General features: G+C 71.8%; 12 protein-coding genes. 3 read left to right on the top strand and 9 right to left on the bottom strand.

The features are described from left to right. The first annotated feature begins 14 nt into the window (after nucleotides 1-14). The gene (locus V5O46_RS15185; RefSeq protein WP_332885117.1) at nucleotides 15-770 is read left to right on the top strand and encodes a polysaccharide deacetylase family protein; all 756 of its coding nucleotides are present in this window, start codon (nucleotides 15-17) and stop codon (nucleotides 768-770) included. 40 nt (nucleotides 771-810) lie between these two features. On the opposite strand, the gene V5O46_RS15180 is transcribed toward V5O46_RS15185, so the two are convergent. The 5 genes from V5O46_RS15180 to V5O46_RS15160 form a co-directional block, all read right to left on the bottom strand. Then, nucleotides 811-1890, bottom strand: a complete 1080-nt coding sequence (locus V5O46_RS15180; protein ID WP_332885116.1) for a glycosyl hydrolase — start codon at nucleotides 1888-1890, stop codon at nucleotides 811-813. 104 nt (nucleotides 1891-1994) lie between these two features. Then, nucleotides 1995-2423, bottom strand: coding sequence for a hypothetical protein (locus tag V5O46_RS15175; RefSeq protein ID WP_332885115.1), 429 nt, complete (start codon nucleotides 2421-2423; stop codon nucleotides 1995-1997). Nucleotides 2424-2438: 15 nt separating this feature from the next. Next, nucleotides 2439-4637, bottom strand: coding sequence for a glycosyltransferase (locus tag V5O46_RS15170; protein WP_332885114.1), 2199 nt, complete (start codon nucleotides 4635-4637; stop codon nucleotides 2439-2441). A gap of 337 nt (nucleotides 4638-4974) precedes the next feature. After that, a complete protein-coding gene (locus V5O46_RS15165; protein ID WP_408648997.1) occupies nucleotides 4975-7320 on the bottom strand; it encodes a lipopolysaccharide biosynthesis protein in 2346 nt (781 codons plus the stop codon). After that, nucleotides 7313-8581, bottom strand: a complete 1269-nt coding sequence (locus tag V5O46_RS15160) for a DegT/DnrJ/EryC1/StrS family aminotransferase (protein WP_332885113.1) — start codon at nucleotides 8579-8581, stop codon at nucleotides 7313-7315. Before V5O46_RS15160 ends, V5O46_RS15165 begins: the two co-directional genes overlap by 8 nt. 491 nt (nucleotides 8582-9072) lie before the next feature. Here V5O46_RS15160 and fahA point away from each other — a divergent pair, with 491 nt between their 5' ends. Together fahA and V5O46_RS15150 are read left to right on the top strand one after the other, a co-directional pair. Further along, nucleotides 9073-10284 carry a fumarylacetoacetase gene (fahA, locus tag V5O46_RS15155; protein ID WP_332885112.1) on the top strand — a complete coding sequence of 404 codons (1212 nt, stop codon included), beginning with the start codon at nucleotides 9073-9075 and terminating at the stop codon, nucleotides 10282-10284. A gap of 191 nt (nucleotides 10285-10475) precedes the next feature. Next, nucleotides 10476-11414, top strand: coding sequence for a M56 family metallopeptidase (locus tag V5O46_RS15150; RefSeq protein ID WP_332885111.1), 939 nt, complete (start codon nucleotides 10476-10478; stop codon nucleotides 11412-11414). Nucleotides 11415-11437: 23 nt separating this feature from the next. Here the strand turns inward: V5O46_RS15150 and recQ are convergent, their stop codons facing one another. The 4 genes from recQ to nuoL form a co-directional block, all read right to left on the bottom strand. After that, nucleotides 11438-13393, bottom strand: coding sequence for a DNA helicase RecQ (gene recQ / locus V5O46_RS15145; RefSeq protein ID WP_332885110.1), 1956 nt, complete (start codon nucleotides 13391-13393; stop codon nucleotides 11438-11440). A 286-nt stretch (nucleotides 13394-13679) separates the two neighbouring features. After that, complete coding sequence (gene nuoN / locus V5O46_RS15140) at nucleotides 13680-15338, bottom strand: NADH-quinone oxidoreductase subunit NuoN (protein WP_332885109.1); 1659 nt, start codon at nucleotides 15336-15338, stop codon at nucleotides 13680-13682. Beyond that, nucleotides 15335-16906, bottom strand: coding sequence for an NADH-quinone oxidoreductase subunit M (locus V5O46_RS15135; RefSeq protein WP_332885108.1), 1572 nt, complete (start codon nucleotides 16904-16906; stop codon nucleotides 15335-15337). The genes nuoN and V5O46_RS15135 overlap by 4 nt, the downstream gene beginning before the upstream one ends. 5 nt (nucleotides 16907-16911) lie before the next feature. Beyond that, a complete protein-coding gene (gene nuoL, locus V5O46_RS15130) occupies nucleotides 16912-18888 on the bottom strand; it encodes an NADH-quinone oxidoreductase subunit L (protein WP_332885107.1) in 1977 nt (658 codons plus the stop codon). Nucleotides 18889-18896 lie beyond the last annotated feature (8 nt).

Genomic DNA, 18896 nt, shown 5'->3' with positions numbered 1-18896 from the left:
TCTACCACGCAGTGATGGACGATCCGCCCGGCTGGATCGCCGAGTTCACCCTCACCCCGAGGCAGTTCGCCGCACATCTGGACGCGATCGTCGACAGCGGCCGTACGCCCGTCACGATCGGCACGCTCGCCGGTCACCTGGCCGGACGGACGCCGCTGCCGTCCCGGCCCGTGCTGCTGACCTTCGACGACGGCTTCGCGGACCTGCCGGGGCGCACCGCCGAGGCACTGGCCGAACGCGCCCTGCCCGCCACCGCGTACCTGACCACCGGCGCCATCACCCCGGGCGGACACAGCCTGCTGCCTCCCGCCCCGATGATGACCCTGGACCAGGTGCCGGAGCTGGAACGTCACGGCATGGAGATCGGCAGCCACACCGTCACCCACGCACAGCTCGACACCCTGCCGGCGCGCCGCCTGGCCGAGGAGCTGCGCACGTCCAAGACCGTCCTGGAGGACGCCCTGGGCCACGCTGTCCCCCACCTCGCCTACCCGCACGGCTACAACAGCCCGCGGGTACGCGGGATGGCGGCCCGAACGGGCTACGAGACGGCGACCGCGGTGCGGCACGCGCTCAGCTCGGACCGCGACGAGCGCTACCGCATCGCCCGGCTGATCGTCCGGCGCTCGCACACCGCCGCCGACGTCGAGGCGTGGCTGGCGGGGCTGGGGGCGCGGACCGCCCCCTACCGCGACGGTCCGAGGACGGTGGCCTGGCGCTGGTACCGCAGGGCCCGCGCGGTGGTGCACGGGCCCGAGTTCGCGGGCTGACCCGGGGTGACAGCCGGTCGGCCCGCGCCCCGTCCGTCGCCTACTCGCGCGGCTGGTTGAGGTACGGGTCGGCGGCCACCTCGCGCAGGCTGCGCCACGCCGCGTCGTTGGCCACGGCGAGGTTGCAGTGCGGTCCCGGGTCTCGGTAGTTCCACTGGAGCGCGGCCTTCACGCCCTCGAGGCGCTTGAGCACCCGTGGAACCTGCGCGTACCAGTCGGCCTGCCGGTCCGGACGGTCCGTGTCGAAGGCGCTGCCGAACTCCGACAGCATCAGCGGCTTGTCGTCGGATATCCGCGTGCGGATCCAGTCGTGCGTGGCGGTCTGCGTCTCGGCGAAGGACAGCCAGCCCGTCTTGTGGCAGCGGTAGTAGTTGTACTGGTTGTAGCCGATCCAGTCGACGTAGGCGTGTCCCGGGTACATCCGCTCGAACAGCTCTGCGTGGTTCAGGTATCCGGTGATGATCCAGGTCCACACCACGTTGTCGACGCCCAGTTCCCGGAACCGGTCGTGAATGTGCCGGTAGGCGCGTACGTACTCCTCCGGGGTGCCCGCGTCCGGGGTGCGGGTGTCCATCTCCAGGTCGAAGGAGAGGAACACCTTCTTCCCTGTGCCCTGACCGTACTCCTTGATGCGCTGGGCCTGGACGTCGATCACGGAGTCGTCCAGGTCACCATCGGCAATCTGCTTCCAGGTCGGCTGCTGGTGCCGCGTGCCGCCCCACCACTTGCTCTCCCAGGACAACAGCAGCATCCGGTCCTCACCCACGCGCTGTTCCTGCTCGGTGAGCAGCTGTCCTTCCAGCCGGGTGTCCGTGACCGCTGACATGTCGTGGTACGTGTACACGATGTCGAGCCTGCGGCCCACGCGCTTCTCGTAGGCACGGACCTTCTCGGCGAGGTCCGCCTTGTCGTGCGGCACGAAGGCGCCGAACCAGGCACCGCACGGTGGTTCGAGGAGCTCCGTCGGACGGCAGTCGCCGTCCCGGCCGGAGCCTGGAGAACCGGAGTCACCTCCCGCGGGCCCGGAGGAGTGGCGCAGGGCGAGCACGGCCAGCAGGACCGCGCACATGACGGCGAGTGAGGTGACGAGCAGGCGGCGCCTGCTCCGCGTTCTGGGCATGCGGTCGGCGCCGGAGCGGCCGGGCGGGCCGGACGGCGCCGGGTCGGCCGTCGTGCGACGAAGGGGGCGGGGCAACCGGTTCCACCGGTTCGACCGGGACACCTTCACGGAGTGGAACCCTTTCCTGTCCTCGGCATCGGGGAGGCCCGCAGACGCGGGCAGAACGCGGCGAGCGTGGTCAGCAAGGTGAGTGCCAGCAGTACCCGCTCCCCGCTGAGGGCCTGCGCGGCTATCAGGACGGTCGCCACCAGGATCGTCGCGCTGACACTGAGGAACACGGCGAGCATCAGCCGCTCCAGCAGGTCGGAGTGGCGTTCGAAGGCGGCGTTCCGGCGTTCGACGGGTCCCTCGGCCGGCCGGGAGCTCAGCGCGGGGCCGCAGATTCTGACCAGCGCGGCTCCCGGCCCGGCTGCCAGGAAGACCGCGACCGCCGCGCCGCGCAGCGGTGAACCGCCGGGCAGAGCGAGCGCGGCGAGGGCCAGCCAGCCCCCGAACGCGGGCAGCATACGGATCACCAGATCCTGCGGTGTCATGGCGCGCACCTCTCCTCAGCTCGCCGGTGTCAGGACATAGAGCACGCCGGCGCCGTTCTCGGCGACCAGCCGGAACCGCGGCGACGCGGCCACGGACTCCCGTATGTGCTCGAGCTGTTCTCCGTCCAGCTGCCCGTTCATCTCGGAATTGGCCCACTGGCCCTGGGTGAGCAGGAAGTACGCCCGCGCCGGTGCCTCGACCCCGGACATGTCGCGGGCGAGCACGGTGGCCGGGTCCTGCACGATCGCGTCGACGTGCCGCCGGTCGTCGTCGAGGAACCAGTAGTGGTCGATGTTCCAGTACTCCTCGTAGGCGAGCGGGTAGTTGCGGTTGGCGGCGACCACGAGCGAACCGTCGGGCGCTCGCTCGAAGAGCTCGCGCACCAGGGCCACCTCCTGCGGCGGGAAGTAGTTGATGCGGTCCTTGCCGGAGTAGCTCGGCACGAACGCGAGCGTCCCGGCGAGGAGTGCGACCAGCGGCAACCACGCTCCGTACCGGGCGCGGGGCAGCGGGATCCTGCGGCGCGGGGCGGGCACGCTCCCGCCGGGCTCCCGCGCGGGAGCGGGCGCGGCGTCGGCGGCCAGGGTCCGCACCCTGGGCAGCAGCGCGGCGGCGAAGAAGGCCGCACCGGGCAGCATGAACAGCAGCACCCGGAAGATCATCTCGCTGCCGTAGCTGCTCGCCACGAGCATCGGCAGCGGCGCCGCGGTGACGAGCAGCAGCGGCAGGGCGCGGTGCCGCAGCACCGGCTGGCGCAGCACGCCGGCCAGTGCGAGCAGCAGGGCGGAGGCCGAGAGGAGCCTGGCGGCCCACGAGGTCCACTCCGCTCCGGTGCCGGTCGGCGTCGCCCCGTACCCCGTCGAGACATTGCCGCCGACGTCGCCGACGGAGCGGATCATGTCCGGCATCACGGAGGACAGGAAGGGCAGCGCGGCGGTGAGGCACCAGGCCAGGAAGATCACGACCGCGGTGACCAGCGGCACCCAGTCGCGATGGCGGCGGGTGAGGCACAGGGCCGCGAGCGAGACGACCAGCATGCCGGGCGTCAGCTGGTGTGTCACGACCATGGTCGTGACCAGCACGGTGACGACCACCGTCCAGAGTGCCTGCCGCTGTCTGCCGCTCCGCCCGCCCGACCGGCCGTACCGGCGCAGCACCACGGCCAGGACGCACAGGTGCAGGGCGAAGGCGACGGACTGCGGGGAGAAGTAGTCCTGGCCCACCCAGTTGCCGACGCAGAACAGCCACACCGCGGTCCAGATCAGCCGCCGGTCCGTGGTGAAGGTGCGGTAGACCAGCAGCAGCGGGAGCAGCAGCAACAGGCTGGAGACCAGCGGCCACCACGCCATGTACATCGCGGTGTTCTCGACGCCCAGCAGCCGTACCAGCGCCGCCTGGGCTGCGAAGAAGCCCGGCCACTGGTCGTAGACGGCCATGTCGCCGAGCTGGGCCTCGGTCTGCAGCCCGCCCGACGTCAGCAGATGGTCGACGACCGCGTCGTGCTTCCACGCCCAGGCGTACAGCGGACTCGGGTAGAGCAGGGCCTGGGTGGCGCGCTCCATGACCAGCAGCCCGAGGACGTACAACAGAGGCCAGGCGTGCCCGCGCCGCGGATCACGGACGGTGAACCAGAAGCCCGTGGTGAGTACGGCGAGGCCGGCCCAGAACGTGGGGTGCAGCGCGGTGACCAGGCCGAAGTCGTCGAGTGCGGAGACGTCGGTGCGGCGCAGCGCGTACAGCCACAGGGCGAGGGCGGTGAGCAGTGGCAGGACCGGACGGACGGCGAACGCTCGGCGCGCGGACCACGCGGACCACGCGGACGACAGCGGCGCGAGGTCGGCGAGGTCCGTCGGCGCCTCCGCGCCGGAGCCCGCCGGCTCCGCCGCGGTCTGCGTGGAACCCGGGGCGCCCAGGACGGTGGCGGTGTGCGGGGGCGGCGGGGAGATCTCCTCCTCGTCCGGCGTACGGGGGGCCGACTCCTGTGAACCCGGCGATTCCACCACGGTGCCCGGGCCGCCCGGGGCCACTTCCCCCGTGGCCGGGAAGTCGTCGGTCCCCGAGGTGCTCTCCCACACCGAGTCGCCCTCCGCGACTGTGGTGCCCTCCTTGGCCGAGGTGCCCTGCGGGGGCGTGCGATCCAGCGCGGGCGTGGGGCTCTGCGTGGGGCTCTGCGCGGGCGTGGTGCCCTGCATCCCCATGACGCCGCCCTGCATGTCCGTGGCGTCCGGTGTGCCCGTGGTGGCGTCCTGCGTGTCGGTGATGCTCCGCGTGTCCCTGGTGTACCGCGCCGGCGCGGCATTCTGCGCCTGTGCCGGAGCCTCGTGCTCGGTGTCGTGCGGGTGCCCGTCCTCCTCCGACGCGGCGGGCCTGCCCGGCCGCGAGGCGTCCCTGGTGGCCGAGGTGCCAGGCCCGTCCGAGGCAGCATCCTGCGCGTCGGACGTCTGCGCGTCCGGTACTTCCTTCCCTGGCGCGGGCTCTGATGCCCTTCTCTCCCGTGGAGTTGTTGACGGCCGCACGACGGTCCCCCCTGGCTTTCGGCTCTGTACTCGATCAGTCCTTGGTCATGTCGTTCGATCTGGTGCGGTGCGGGGGCTCCGTCGTCGGGGCCGGGCGGCGCAGCGACAGGAGCGGGACGGCGATGACGAGCAGCAGAAGCAGCGGAGGTGCGGCGGGCGCGAGCGCCTCCCGGCCCACCCAGCCCGTCACTGCGACGAGATAGAGAACCCCCCAGCGTCCCGGCCAGGGCAGTCGCTCACCCGCGTGCGCGAGGAGCAGCCACAGGGGTACGAGACACAGCAGCTGCAAGACGAGCGGCGACCAGCGCAGCAGGGGACCCGGCCCGTCCAGTGCCACCGCCTCCGCGAGGAATGCGGCCGCCTGCTCGTACAACACCCCACCGACCGGCAGGGGTTCCCGGCCGAGGGCGACCGGCGCGGCGTAGAGCGCGAGAACGGCCGAGCCCAGCGCGGCAGCGGGCAGCCACGGCTCCGGCCGCCGGCACAGCGTCACCGAGGCCACGAACACCACGAGCAGCACGCCGCCCGCGAGGAGCGAGACCGGCGGCAGCTCGTCCAGCAGGGCACGCCCGTTCACTTCGGCCGACGGCGCGGACGCACCGCCCGGCCAGGGCAGTTCGCGCAGCGCAGTCCAGAAGGCGAGGGTGGCGGCGCCGAGGAGCGCCCACAGGACGAGCCTGAGACGCCGCTCGCGGGTCTCGTCCCGCACCCGGACCCGGTCGGCCTGAGCAACGTCCGCGTCACCGTGGCCGGGCTGCTGCTGCGGCGGCCTGACCACCAACGCGAGCGTGTCCGCTTCCAGGGCCTCCCGTTCGTATCCAGGCCGCCCTATGAACAACGTGACGGTGTCCTCCTGGCCGGCGCCGCCGGACCCACCGGACCCGCCGGACCCACCGGCCCGCCCGCCGTCCTCGCCGGGCCCGCGCTGCTCGTACGCCGCCCGCCGCGCCCAGCTGGTGCCGTACCCGGCGGTCGCGTTGAGCCGCGCCCAGCGGGTGCCGTAGGCGGGGACTCCCTGGCTGGTGCCACGGCCGGCGCCCGGCACACCGCCCTGCCCCCTGCCCTTGCCGCCGCCTCCCCGCAGTACCGCGCGCAGCCCGGGGACGCAGCCCAGCGCGACCGCGGTCATCCCCAGCAGCACCGCCCAGCCCGCGCCCGCGATCCCGGCCGGGGTGAACAGCACCGCCGCGCTGCCCAGTACCAGGACACACATGGCGCCCTGCACGGCCGCGAGCACGCCGGTCCGACCCTGCACCCGCAGCACACCGATGTACAGCTCGACGAGGATTCTCGGCAGCGCACCCAGGGCGAGCAGACGCAGTACCAGGGAGCCGTGCTCGGCATAGTCCTGGTCGAAGGGGGCGAGGATCTGCGGCGCGAAGAGCACGAGCACCAGCACCACCGGCACCAGCAGCAAGGTCATCCGGCGCAGCGCACCGCGGACGCCGTCGGCGAGGCGGCGCGGGTCGTGCGAGGCGTGGGCGGTGAGGGAGGAGGCCATGTTGATGGCCATGAACTCCATGGTGCCGCCGACGGTGTACGCCACGTAGAAGTAGCCGTTCTCGGCGGCGGTGAAGCGGACGGCGACCATCACCGGCAGCAGATTGATCATCGCGAGGCTGAACAGCGCACCGAGCGAGTCGCCGGCCAGGAAGCGGCCCATCTCGCGCAGCCGGGGCGGCTCCACGTCACGGTCGGTGGCGGCCTGGCGCGGGATGAGCCGACGGAAGATCAGCCAGCCGAGGGGCAGCGTGGAGAAGGCGATCGCCACGGCCCAGGACACGAAGATGCCGAGGACCGGCAGCGCGGTGGCGAAGAAGGCCAGCAGGACGAGCTTTCCGATCGAGAACACCGCGTTCCCGGCGGGCACCCACTCGGCCTTGCGCAGCCCGGTCAGCACCCCGTCCTGCAGGGTGAGCAGCGCCCAGGCCACACAGGCGGCGACGAACAGGGCCCCGGCCGCCGGGGTGCCCAGCGGCGCGTACGACGCCCCCCACAGGTCGAGGGTGAGCAGGAACACTCCAGCGGCCAGGGCCACGATCAACGAACTCGCCGCGTACGTCCGCCACACCAGCGCCCCGGTGGCCCGGCCCGCGCGAGGGACGAAGCGGACTACTGCACCGATCATCGTCGTCGCCGTGATGCTGGCGAGCAGACGCATCGCGGCGATCGCGGCGGAGCCCTGGCCGACCGCCTCCTCCGAGTAGTAGCGGGCGGCCACGAGCCAGAAGCCCAGGCCGAGCACGGCGGACACGCCGGTGCTGAGCATGAGGAAGTAGGCGTTCTTGAACAGCGAGTCGCCGTCGCGCCCGCGGGCCGCCGGCTTCGGGCGGCCGTCGGCGGCCACCGCGGTGGTCTCGTGCACCTGCGTCTCAGCCACCGACCGGACCCGGCCCTTCCGCGGCGGGATCCGTCAGCGACTGCGGCGATTCGGCCGGCCGCACCCCGGCCTCCTCCAGCACCTCGACGGCCGCCCGCGCCTGCAGCGGGTCGACGGGCAGTGCGTGCCGCGCGAACCAGCGCGCCGCCTGGGGGGCGGGTGAGACATCGGTGAACGTCCCGCCCGCGTAGTCGTCCAGGGGCGGGTCGTACAGGTATCCGACGACGACGCCGCGCCGGGCCAGCACGGTGATTGCCGCGTCCCGGTCCGCCACCAGCAACGGCACCCGGAACAGCGGCTGGGCCCGTCCGGTGTCCCCCTGCCGCGTGGACGGGGGCGCCCAGCGCGTGGACAGCAGCAGTTCCGTGCCCGCCCGGCAGGCCGCCAGCACCTCGTCCAGCCGGTCCAGCCTGCGGCCGATGCGGGCCAGCCGGAACCGGCCGGACCGCAGCCGGTAGTCGTGCATGTCGACGCGTACCCACGGGTCATGGGCGGCGAGGTCCGGCGCCAGGGCGACCGCACGGGCCAGTTCCTCGGGGCGCAGCGGCATCCGGATCTCCTCGCGCTCCGTCAGGCCCAGCAGCCGCAGCGTGACCCAGGCGGCGCGCCGGAGGCGCAGTCCTCGCACGGCCGCCTCCGCGTACGGCCGGACCGCATACGCGAGTTCGGCCGTCGCCCGGCGTGGAGCCAGCAGTTCGGCGCAGGACGTCTCCATTGTCTCCCGCAGCCGCGGGTCGGCGACGGCGAGCACGCCTCCGGCCTGCGCGCCGGCATGCTTGGAGAGGCTGAAAACGGAGGCGTCGCCCCAGGCGCCGACCGGCCGTCCCCCCACCTCGCTGCCGATGGCGTGCGCCGCATCCTCGAACAGCGGGATCCCCAGCGCGTCGCAGCGGGCGCGCAGTCCGGGCGCCGGGTCCGGGTTCCCGTACAGGTTCGTCGTCAGCACCGCGGACAGCGAGCCCCACACCTTCTCGGGCACCGCGTCGATGTCGATCGACGCGTCCAGCGGGTTCAGCGGTGCCTGCACCGGGCGCAGTCCGGCCGCGAGGACGACGAAGAAGATGACGTCGTCGTTGACCGGCGACATCAGCACCCGGCTGCCCGGCGGGCACCAGTGACGCAGTGCCACGAACAGACCGAACCGGCATGACGGTACGTAAACGCATTCCCGGCCCAGTCGCCCGCGCATGGTCGCTTCCAGCCGCTCGCGCCGCTGCGCGGAAGCCCACGCCGAACCCGGACCGGCCACCCCAATGGCCATCCGCCCCCCTGGTGTGCCGTCGGAACGCCCCCTCCCCGAGGCCTTCCGGCACCCGCCCAGAGTCGCCCCCTTCGCACCGCTCCGTCAAGATTGCGGCCCGCCCTGTTGACAACTTCCCGCACACAAGCGGAAGCGGAGCGCCACCGGCCGACCGCGCCGCCCTGCGAAGGGCCCAGGCCTCACCGGTCCCTCCCACGAGCCCCAAGACCCCCATACCGCCCTCCCGTGTCACTCCACGCCGTTCCCGCATCACACCGCACCCCTCTGCCCTGATCCCGAGCGCACCCACCCGTCCCGCACCCGCACCTGGCCGGTCCGGCACACGCCGCGGTCTGCCGGTGCACTGCCCAAGACCCGCACGTCACCCGTAACGTGTGGCCAGACCACGGAACGTCGTGGCGCACGCCCGCGCCACCCGGCCCGTGACCCCATGGCTGACGCACACAGCGCGCACAGCGCACACGGCGAGCACGAAAGCGAGGCAGCACCCGATGCCCCCCTTCGATGTCCCCGAGGGCGATCCCTTCGGTCCGCACAACCTCCCGTACGGCGTGTTCTCGATCCCCGGCACGCAGGAACGGACGGTGGGCGTCCGGCTCGGCGACCACGTCCTCGACGTCGGCGCGGCGGCCCACGCGCTCGGCTCCCCGTACGCCTCCCTGCTTGCACGGCCGACCCTCAACCCGCTGCTCGCGGCGGGCCGCACCGCCTGGTCGGACGTGCGGCGCGCGCTGACGGCCTGGGTGACGGTGCCGTCCCACCGGGACACCCTCGAGCCGCTGTTCCACCCGCTGTCGTCGGTGACCCTGCATCTGCCCTTCGAGGTCGCGGACTACGTCGACTTCTACGCCTCCGAGAACCACGCCCGGAACGTCGGCCAGATCTTCCGCCCGGACGCCGAGGACTCCCTCACCCCGAACTGGAAGCACCTCCCGATCGGCTACCACGGCCGCTCCGGCACGGTGGTGGTGTCGGGCACGGACATCGGCCGGCCGTCCGGCCAGCGAAAGGCACCCACGGACACCGCTCCGGTCTTCGGCCCGTCGGTGCGGCTGGACATCGAGGCCGAGGTCGGCTTCGTCGTCGGCGTCCCGTCCGAGCTTGGCCGGCCAGTGCCGCTCGGCGACTTCCGCGAGCACGTGTTCGGGCTGTGCCTGCTCAACGACTGGTCCGCACGCGACGTCCAGGCCTGGGAGTACGTCCCCCTCGGCCCCTTCCTGGGCAAGTCCTTCGCCACGTCGGTGTCCGCCTGGATCACCCCGCTGGACGCTCTGGAGGAGGCCCGGGTGGCGCCGCCGCAGCGGACCCACGAGCTGCTGCCCTATCTGGACGATACGAACGAGGAGCCCGGCGGCTACGACCTGCGGATCTCCGTCGCCGTCAACGGCCACGTCGTCTCCGAGCCGCCCTTCTCCACCATGTACTGGACGGCCGCCCAGCAGCTGGCCCACATGACGGTCAACGGGGCGTCCCTGCGCACCGGTGACCTGTACGGCTCGGGCACGGTCAGCGGCCCGACCGAACGGGAACGCGGCTCCCTGCTGGAGCTGACCTGGAACGGCCGCGACCCGCTCGAACTGCCCGACGGCAAGCGCGCGTTCCTGGAGGACGGCGACGAAGTCACCCTCACGGCCTGGGCGCCCGGCCCGGACGGAACCCGGGTGGGCCTCGGGGAGGTGACGGGACGGGTGCTCGCGGGCTGACGCGACAGGCCCTGGACCGACGGCAGGGCACCCCGTCCTCCGGTCCGGCTGCGTGAACGGAGGCCTCCGGCACCTGACGCACACCGCCCGCCCCCGTCATACTGGCGGCGGGCGGTGTGCGCGGCACGCCGGCCCCTCCCGCACACCCCAGAGCCGAAGCCGCCTTCCGAACAGGATCCGGAGCCCGTGGCATGACTGTCTGCCTGCTCCTGCTCAGCATGGTCGCCCTGATCGCCGCCGTACCGGCACCGCGCGCGCTGACCCGGGCCGCCTGGCCGGAGCGGGATCCGGTGGTCGCCCTGTGGGTGTGGCAGTGTCTGGTCGCCACCGTGCTGCTGTCCTGCCTGACCGCCCTGGCCCTGGGCGCCGCCGCCGTCTTCGGCACCGTCCGAGCCCAGCTCTTCGCCCCGGCGCCGCCCGAGGTGACCGAGGCGTACAACCTTTCCGCCGGCCCGGCCTGGGCCGCCGCCCTCACCCTGCTGCTGGCCTGCGGCGCCGCCTGGACGACCGCCATGCTCGCCCGCCAACTCGCCGAGGCCCGCCGGCGCCACGCCCGATCCCGCGCCCGACTGCGCGAACGCGCCCCCGACCTGCCGGCCGGCCTGGCCGCCGAGCGGGGCCCGCTCCTGGTCCTCGAGGACGCGTATCCGGATGCCTGGTGGATGCCGGGCAGCCCGCCCCAGCTGATCGTCACCACCGGGGCCCTGCACCGCCTCACCGACCACCAGCTCGACGCCGTCCTCACCCATGAGCGCGGCCACGCCCGCGCCCGCCACGACTGGCTGCTGCACCTGTCCACCGCACTGGCCACCGGATTCCCCCGTATCCCGCTGTTCACCCACTTCTGCGACCAGACCCACCGGCTGGTCGAGCTCGCCGCCGACGACACCGCCTCGCGCCGCTGCGGTCACCTGACCACGGCGCTGGCACTGATCGAGCTGAACCAGCACCGGGGCGTCCTGTCCTGCGCCTCCAGCCACCGCCTGCTCGGAGAGCGCGTCGACCGCCTCCTGGAGCCACAGCCCCGCCCGAGCCGCCGCCATCGGGCGTTGGCCACGACCATGGCGGCACTCGTGCCGCTGCTCCCGCTGCTGATCACCTTTGCGCCGGGTCTGACGGCCCTGTCATAGCCGCGCCGCCCCGGCAGCGGGACCTACGCCCAGTCGTCGGGCTCCGGCTCGGGCTCCAGGGCCGGGTCCTCGTCGGGCAGGTCACCGGAGCCACCGCGCGGTCCGCTCAGCCCCGCCAGCACCTCCAGCACACCCTCGCCGTACGTCACCAGCTTCTTCTCGCCCACCCCGCTGACACCGCCGAGCTGCGCGATCGAGGTGGGCCACGCCGTGGCGATCTCCCGGAGGGTGGCGTCATGGAAGATGACGTACGCCGGAACGCCCTGATCCCGGGCCTGCTCCGCGCGCCAGGCCCGCAGTGCCTCGAAGGCGGGCAGCAGCTCCTCGGGGAGCTCCGCGGCCGCGGCTCTGGGCTTGCCCCCGCGTGCTCCGCCGGCCGTCCGCGTCGCCGCCGGTCTCTTCGGCTCCTTGCGCAGCGGCACCTCCCGCTCCTGACGCAGCACGGTGGTACTGGCGTCGGTCAGCACCAGCGTGCCGTACTCACCCTCTACGGCGAGCAGCCCCTGGGCCAGCAACTGCCGGACCACACCCCGCCATTCGCCCTCGGTGAGGTCCTCGCCGATACCGAACACGGAGAGCTGGTCGTGGTCGAACTGGATCACCTTGGCGGAGCGCTTGCCCAGCAGGATGTCGATGATCTGCCCGGTGCCGAACTTCTGCCCCCGCTCCCGCTTCAGCCGCACCACCGTGGACAGCACCTTCTGCGCCGCGATCGTGCCGTCCCAGGTCTCGGGCGGGGTGAGGCAGGTGTCGCAGTTGCCGCAGCCCGCCGTGCCCGGCTCCTGCCCGAAGTACGCCAGCAGCTGACCGCGGCGGCACCGGGCGGTCTCGCACAGCGCCAGCATCGCGTCCAGGTGAGCCTGGGCCCGGCGCCGGAAGGCCTCGTCGCCCTCGCCGGACTGGATCAGCTTGCGCTGCTGGATGACGTCATTGAGGCCGTAGGCCATCCACGCGGTGGACGGCAGTCCGTCGCGCCCTGCACGGCCGGTCTCCTGGTAGTACCCCTCGACCGACTTGGGCAGGTCGAGGTGAGCGACGAAGCGCACGTCCGGCTTGTCGATGCCCATGCCGAACGCGATGGTCGCGACGACCACCAGGCCCTCCTCCCGCAGGAACCGCGACTGGTGCGCCGCGCGGGTGCCCGCGTCCAGGCCCGCGTGGTAGGGAACCGCGTCGATGCCGCTGCGGGTGAGGAACTCGGCCGTCTTCTCGACGGAGTTGCGCGAGAGGCAGTACACGATGCCCGCATCCCCGGCGTGCTCCTCGCGCAGAAAACTCAGCAGCTGCTTCTTGGGGTCCGTCTTGGGCACGATGCGGTACTGGATGTTGGGCCGGTCGAAGCTCGCCACGAAGTGCCGGGCGGCCGGCATGTGCAGCCGCTCGGTGATCTCCTGATGGGTCGCATGCGTGGCCGTCGCCGTGAGCGCGATCCGCGGGACGTCCGGCCAGCGCTCGCCGAGCACGGAGAGGGTCAGGTAGTCGGGCCGGAAGTCGTGGCCCCACTGCGACACGCAGTGGGCCTCGTCGATCGCGAAGAGTGCGATCTTGCCACGGGAGAGCAGGTCCAGGGTGCTGTCCAGACGCAGCCGCTCGGGGGCCAGGTAGAGCAGGTCCAGCTCGCCCGCGAGGAACTCCGCCTCCACCATGCGGCGCTCGTCGAAGTCCTGCGTCGAGTTCATGAACCCGGCGCGCACGCCCAGCGCCCGCAGCGCGTCCACCTGGTCCTGCATCAGCGCGATCAGCGGGGAGACCACGATGCCCGTGCCGGGCCGGACCAGGGACGGGATCTGGTAGCACAGCGACTTGCCGCCGCCGGTCGGCATGAGCACGACGGCGTCGCCGCCGGCCACCACATGATCGACGACCGCTTCCTGCTCGCCGCGGAAGCCCTCGTACCCGAAGACCCGCCGTAGCGCGGCCAGCGTCTCGCTGTCCGACCCCGTCTCCGCCATCTCGCCGATCACGCCCGTCCCGCCCATAGTCCATTCCCCCGATTGTCCTGCCCTGCCCGGCTGTCCCGGCCTCCGGTCCCGGCCTTCTGCCCGGGTCTTCTGCTCCCGGCCGCTGTGGGCCGGCCTGCTGCTCCCGGCCAGACTCTCGGCCCCTCGGTCCCATCCGGTCCGTCCTGCCTCGACCACTGCCTCAACGATAGGGGCTCGCGCCGACAGTCCCGGAGTTATCCACAGGCCGTCCGGCCAGGAGACGAACGAGCGGCCCGGCACCCCCCAAGGTGCGCCGGGCCGCCCTGCCTCCGCGGGTGCCGTGTCAGCGGACGAACACCCCCGCCTGACCCGCCAGGTCCAGGAAGTACTGCGGCGCCACCCCGAGGACCACCGTGACCGCGACGCCGACCCCGATCGCCGTCATCGTCAGCGGCGACGGAACGGCGACGGTCGGGCCCTCGGGCCGCGGCTCGCTGAAGAACATCAGCACGATCACCCTGATGTAGAAGAACGCCGCGACCGCCGACGAGAGCACGCCGATCACCACCAGCGGAACGGCACCTCCCTCCGCCGCCGCCTTGAACACGGCGAACTTGCCCGCGAAGCCGGAGGTCAGCGGGATGCCGGCGAAGGCCAGCAGGAACACCGCGAACACGGCCGCCACCAGCGGGGACCGGCGGCCGAGCCCCGCCCATTTGGACAGGTGCGTCGCCTCGCCGCCGGCGTCCCTGACCAGCGTCACCACCGCGAAGGCACCGACCGTCACGAACGAGTACGCCGCCAGGTAGAACAGGACGGACGACACACCCTCCGGGGTGGCGGCGATGACACCGGCCAGGATGAAACCGCCGTGGGCGATCGACGAGTACGCCAGCAGCCGCTTGATGTCGGTCTGAGTGATCGCCACGATCGCACCGCCGAGCATGGTGACGATCGCCACCGCCCACATCACCGGCCGCCAGTCCCAGCGCAGGCCGGGCAGGACGACGTACAGGATCCGCAGCAGCGCACCGAAGGCCGCCACCTTGGTGGCCGCCGCCATGAAGCCCGTCACCGGTGTCGGCGCACCCTGGTACACGTCCGGCGTCCACATGTGGAACGGCACGGCGCCCACCTTGAAGAGCAGGCCCATCACCACCAGAGCGGAGCCGACGAGGAGCAGCGCGTCGTTGCCCATCGTCTCGGCGAGCGCCGGGGTGACCTCCTGGACGGTGCCGTCGACGACCCGCGCGATCGTCCCGTACGACATCGAGCCCGCGTAGCCGTAGAGCAGGGCGATGCCGAACAGCATGAACGCGGAGGCGAAAGCGCCGAGCAGGAAGTACTTGACCGCGGCCTCCTGCGACATCAACCGCTTGCGGCGGGCCAGGGCGCACAGCAGGTAGAGCGGGAGCGAGAACACCTCCAGGGCGACGAACAGCGTCAGCAGGTCGTTGGCCGCCGGGAAGACCAGCATGCCGGCGATCGCGAAGAGCAGGAGCGGGAACACCTCGGTGGTGGTGAAGCCCGCCTTGACCGCGTTCTTCTCGCTCTCGCTGCCCGGCACCGCCGCCGCCTGCGCGGCGAAGGAGTCCACGCGGTTGCCGTGCGCCGCCGGGTCGAGCCGGCGTTCGGCGAAGGTGAACAGGCCCACCAGTCCGACCAGCAGGACGGTGCCCTGCAGGAAGAGGGCCGGTCCGTCGACCGCCAGGGCGCCCATCGCGGTGATGCCCGCCCGGGTGGTGCCGTACCCGTTCGCCGCGAGCGCGACGACCGCGGCGAAGGCGGCGGTGAGCGCGACGGCGGAGAGGAACATCTGCACGTGATAGCGGGACCTGCGCGGCAGGACCGCCTCGACGAGCACGCCGACGACCGCCGCGCCCACGACGATCAGAATGGGAGCGAGCTGCCCGTACTCGATCTTCGGAGCGTCGATCTGCGAGATCGGCTGGGCCGCGGTGCCCGCGGTTGTCCACAGGCTGTGGACGGCTGTTGCGCTCACTTGGCCGCCTCCACCTCGGGCTGGGGATCCGTTTTCTGTACATCCGACATGGTCTGCTCGACCGCCGGGTTGACCACGTCCGTGAGGGGTTTCGGATAGACACCGAGGCCGATCAGCAAGGCGACCAGCGGCGCCACCACCACCAGTTCACGCAGCCGGAGATCCGGCATCTTGGCGATCTCGGGCTTCACCGGACCGGTCATGGTCCGCTGGTAGAGGACGAGGGTGTAGAGCGCGGCGAGCACGATGCCGAAGGTCGCGATGATCCCGATCACCGGATAGCGCGTGAACGTGCCGACCAGGACCAGGAACTCGCTGACGAAGGGGGCGAGTCCCGGCAGCGACAGCGTGGCCAGGCCGCCGATCAGGAAGGTGCCGGCGAGCACCGGGGCGACCTTCTGCACCCCGCCGTAGTCGGCGATGAGCCGCGACCCGCGCCGCGAGATCAGGAACCCGGCCACCAGCATCAGCGCCGCGGTCGAGATGCCGTGGTTGACCATGTAGAGCGTCGCACCGGACTGGCCCTGGCTGGTCATCGCGAAGATGCCCATGATGATGAAGCCGAAGTGCGAGATCGACGCGTAGGCCACCAGCCGCTTGATGTCCCGCTGGCCGACCGCGAGCAGCGCGCCGTAGATGATGCTGATCAGGGCGAGCACCAGGACGACGGGAGTCGCCCACTTGCTGGCCTCCGGGAACAGCTGGAGGCAGAAGCGGAGCATCGCGAAGGTGCCCACCTTGTCGACGACCGCCGTGATCAGCACCGCGACCGGGGCGGTGGACTCCTGCATGGCGTTGGGCAGCCACGTGTGCAGCGGCCACAGCGGTGCCTTCACCGCGAACGCGAGGAAGAAGCCGAGGAACAGCCAGCGCTCGGTGCTGGTCGCCATGGTCAGCTCACCGCTCGCGCGGGCCTCGGCGATCTCGGTGAGCGAGAAGTTCCCGGCGACCACGTACAGGCCGATCACCGCGGCCAGCATGATCAGTCCGCCGGCCAGGTTGTACAGCAGGAACTTCACCGCCGCGTACGACCGCTGCGTGGCCGCCGCCTTCTCACCGTGCTCGTGCGCCCGGTCCCCGAAGCCGCCGATGAGGAAGTACATCGGGATCAGCATGGCTTCGAAGAAGATGTAGAAGAGGAAGACGTCGGTGGCCTCGAAGGAGAGGATCACCATCGCCTCGACGAGCAGGATCAGGGCGAAGAAGCCCTGGGTCGGCCGCCAGCGGCTGCTGCCGGTCTCCAGCGGGTCGGCGTCGTGCCAGCCCGCGAGGACGATGAACGGGATCAGTACGGCGGTCAGCGCGATCAGCGCCACCGCGATGCCGTCCACGCCCAGTTCGTAGCGCACTCCGAAGTCCGCGATCCAGGCGTGCGACTCGGTGAGCTGGTAGCGGTCGCCGTCAGGGTCGAAGCGGACCAGGACCGCGATCGCCAGCGCGAGCGTGGCCAGCGAGAAGAGCAGCGCCATCCACTTGGCCACGGTGCGCCGCGCGGCCGGCACGGCGGCCGTGGCGATCGCCCCGACGGCCGGGAGCGCCGCCGTCGCTGTCAGCAGGGGAAAGGACATCGGTATCAGACCGCCCTCATCAGCAGGGTCGCGGCGACCAGGACCGCCGCACCGCCGAACATCGAGACCGCATACGAGCGCGCGAAGCCGTTCTGCAGCCTGCGCATCCGCCCGGACAGGCCGCCGACCGAGGCCGCCGTGCCGTTGACCACGCCGTCGACCAGGGTGTGGTCGACATACACCAGAGAGCGTGTGAGGTGCTCGCCGCCGCGGACCAGGACCACGTGGTTGAAGTCGTCCTGGAGCAGGTCGCGCCGGGCGGCCCGGGTGAGCAGTGACCCGCGCGGCGCGACGGCCGGGACCGGGCGGCGGCCGTACTGTGCCCAGGCGACGGCGACACCGACGACCATCACGGCGACCGTGGACACCGTCACAGTGAGGGCGCTGATCGGCGGGTGGCCGTGCTCATAGGCGGTGATCGGCTCCAGCCAGTGCACGAACCGGTCGCCGATACTGAAGAACGCACCTCCCGCCACCGATCCGACGGCGAGCAGGATCATCGGGATCGTCATCACCTTCGGTGACTCGTGCGGGTGCGGCGGGGTGTACTCGTCGCGGGCGCTCCCGCCGGCGGGCGCCACACCCGGCTCGGCCGGGGCCGGCGCCGGGGCGTTGCGCCAGCGCTCCTCGCCGAAGAACGTCATCAGCATCACGCGCGTCATGTAGTAAGCCGTGATCGCCGCCCCCAACAGGGCCACGCCACCGAGGATCCAGCCCTCCGTGCCCCCCTTGGCGAACGCCGCCTCGATGATCTTGTCCTTGGAGAAGAAGCCGGACAGCCCCGGGAAGCCGATGATGGCGAGATAGCCGAGGCCGAAGGTGACGAAGGTGATCGGCATGTACTTGCGCAGTCCGCCGTAGCGGCGCATGTCGACCTCGTCGTTCATACCGTGCATGACCGAACCGGCGCCGAGGAACAGCCCGGCCTTGAAGAAGCCGTGCGTCACCAGGTGCATGATCGCGAAGACGTAGCCGATCGGGCCGAGGCCCGCGGCCAGCACCATGTAGCCGATCTGCGACATGGTCGAGCCGGCCAGTGCCTTCTTGATGTCGTCCTTGGCGCAACCGACGATCGCACCGAAGATCAGTGTGACCGCGCCGACGACGGCGACCACCAGCTGTGCGTCCGGAGCGCCGTTGAAGATCGCAGCCGACCGGACGATCAGGTACACGCCCGCCGTCACCATGGTGGCGGCGTGGATCAGGGCGGACACCGGGGTCGGGCCCTCCATGGCGTCCCCGAGCCAGGACTGCAGCGGCACCTGGGCGGACTTGCCGCAGGCGGCGAGCAGCAGCATCAGGGCCAGGGCCGTGAGCCTGCCCTCGCCGGCCTCGCCCGCGAGACCTGCCTCCCCCTGGCCGCCGAGCAACGGCCCGAAGGCGAAGGTGCCGAACCACAGGAACATCAGCATGATCGCGATGGACAGGCCCATGTCGCCGACCCGGTTGACCAGGAAGGCCTTCTTCGCCGCCGTGGCGGCGCTGGGCTTGTGCTGCCAGAAGCCGATCAGCAGGTAGGAGGCGAGACCGACGCCTTCCCAGCCGACGTACAGCAGCAGGTAGTTGTCGGCGAGGACGAGGATCAGCATCGCCGCGAGGAACAGGTTCAGATAGCCGAAGAAGCGGCGGCGGCGCTCGTCGTGCTCCATGTACCCGACGGAGTACAGGTGGATGAGCGAGCCGACGCCGGTGATCAGCAGCACGAACGTCATCGACAGCTGGTCCAGCCGGAAGGCGACGTCCGCCTGGAAGCCCTCGACCGGGATCCAGGTGAACAGGTGCTGGGTCAGGGTGCGGTCCTCGGCACCCCTGCCCAGCATGTCCGTGAAGAGGACGGCGCCGAGCACGAAGGACAGGGTCGCCAGCAGTGTGCCGACCCAGTGGCCGACGGCGTCCAGTCGGCGTCCGCCGCAGAGCAGGACCACCGCTCCGAGCAAGGGCGCCGCCACCAGCAGCGCAATCAGGTTCTCTGCGTTAGTCACGGTTCAGC

The sequence above is a fragment of the Streptomyces poriticola genome, from assembly GCF_036689765.1.
GTDB classification, from domain to species: Bacteria; Actinomycetota; Actinomycetes; order Streptomycetales; family Streptomycetaceae; genus Streptomyces; species Streptomyces poriticola.
This window is presented reverse-complemented; position numbering and strand designations above follow the sequence as displayed.

Bases quoted from the DNA above. Each gene is read 5' to 3' on its own strand.
- V5O46_RS15180 (WP_332885116.1), bottom strand. From the start codon at position 1,890: ATGCCCAGAACGCGGAGCAGGCGCCGCCTGCTCGTCACCTCACTCGCC.
- recQ (WP_332885110.1), bottom strand. From the start codon at position 13,393: ATGGGCGGGACGGGCGTGATCGGCGAGATGGCGGAGACGGGGTCGGAC.
- V5O46_RS15185 (WP_332885117.1), top strand. From the start codon at position 15: ATGGACGATCCGCCCGGCTGGATCGCCGAGTTCACCCTCACCCCGAGG.
- V5O46_RS15160 (WP_332885113.1), bottom strand. From the start codon at position 8,581: ATGGCCATTGGGGTGGCCGGTCCGGGTTCGGCGTGGGCTTCCGCGCAG.
- fahA (WP_332885112.1), top strand. From the start codon at position 9,073: ATGCCCCCCTTCGATGTCCCCGAGGGCGATCCCTTCGGTCCGCACAAC.
- V5O46_RS15175 (WP_332885115.1), bottom strand. From the start codon at position 2,423: ATGACACCGCAGGATCTGGTGATCCGTATGCTGCCCGCGTTCGGGGGC.
- V5O46_RS15150 (WP_332885111.1), top strand. From the start codon at position 10,476: ATGACTGTCTGCCTGCTCCTGCTCAGCATGGTCGCCCTGATCGCCGCC.
- V5O46_RS15135 (WP_332885108.1), bottom strand. From the start codon at position 16,906: ATGTCCTTTCCCCTGCTGACAGCGACGGCGGCGCTCCCGGCCGTCGGG.
- V5O46_RS15170 (WP_332885114.1), bottom strand. From the start codon at position 4,637: ATGCAGGGCGGCGTCATGGGGATGCAGGGCACCACGCCCGCGCAGAGC.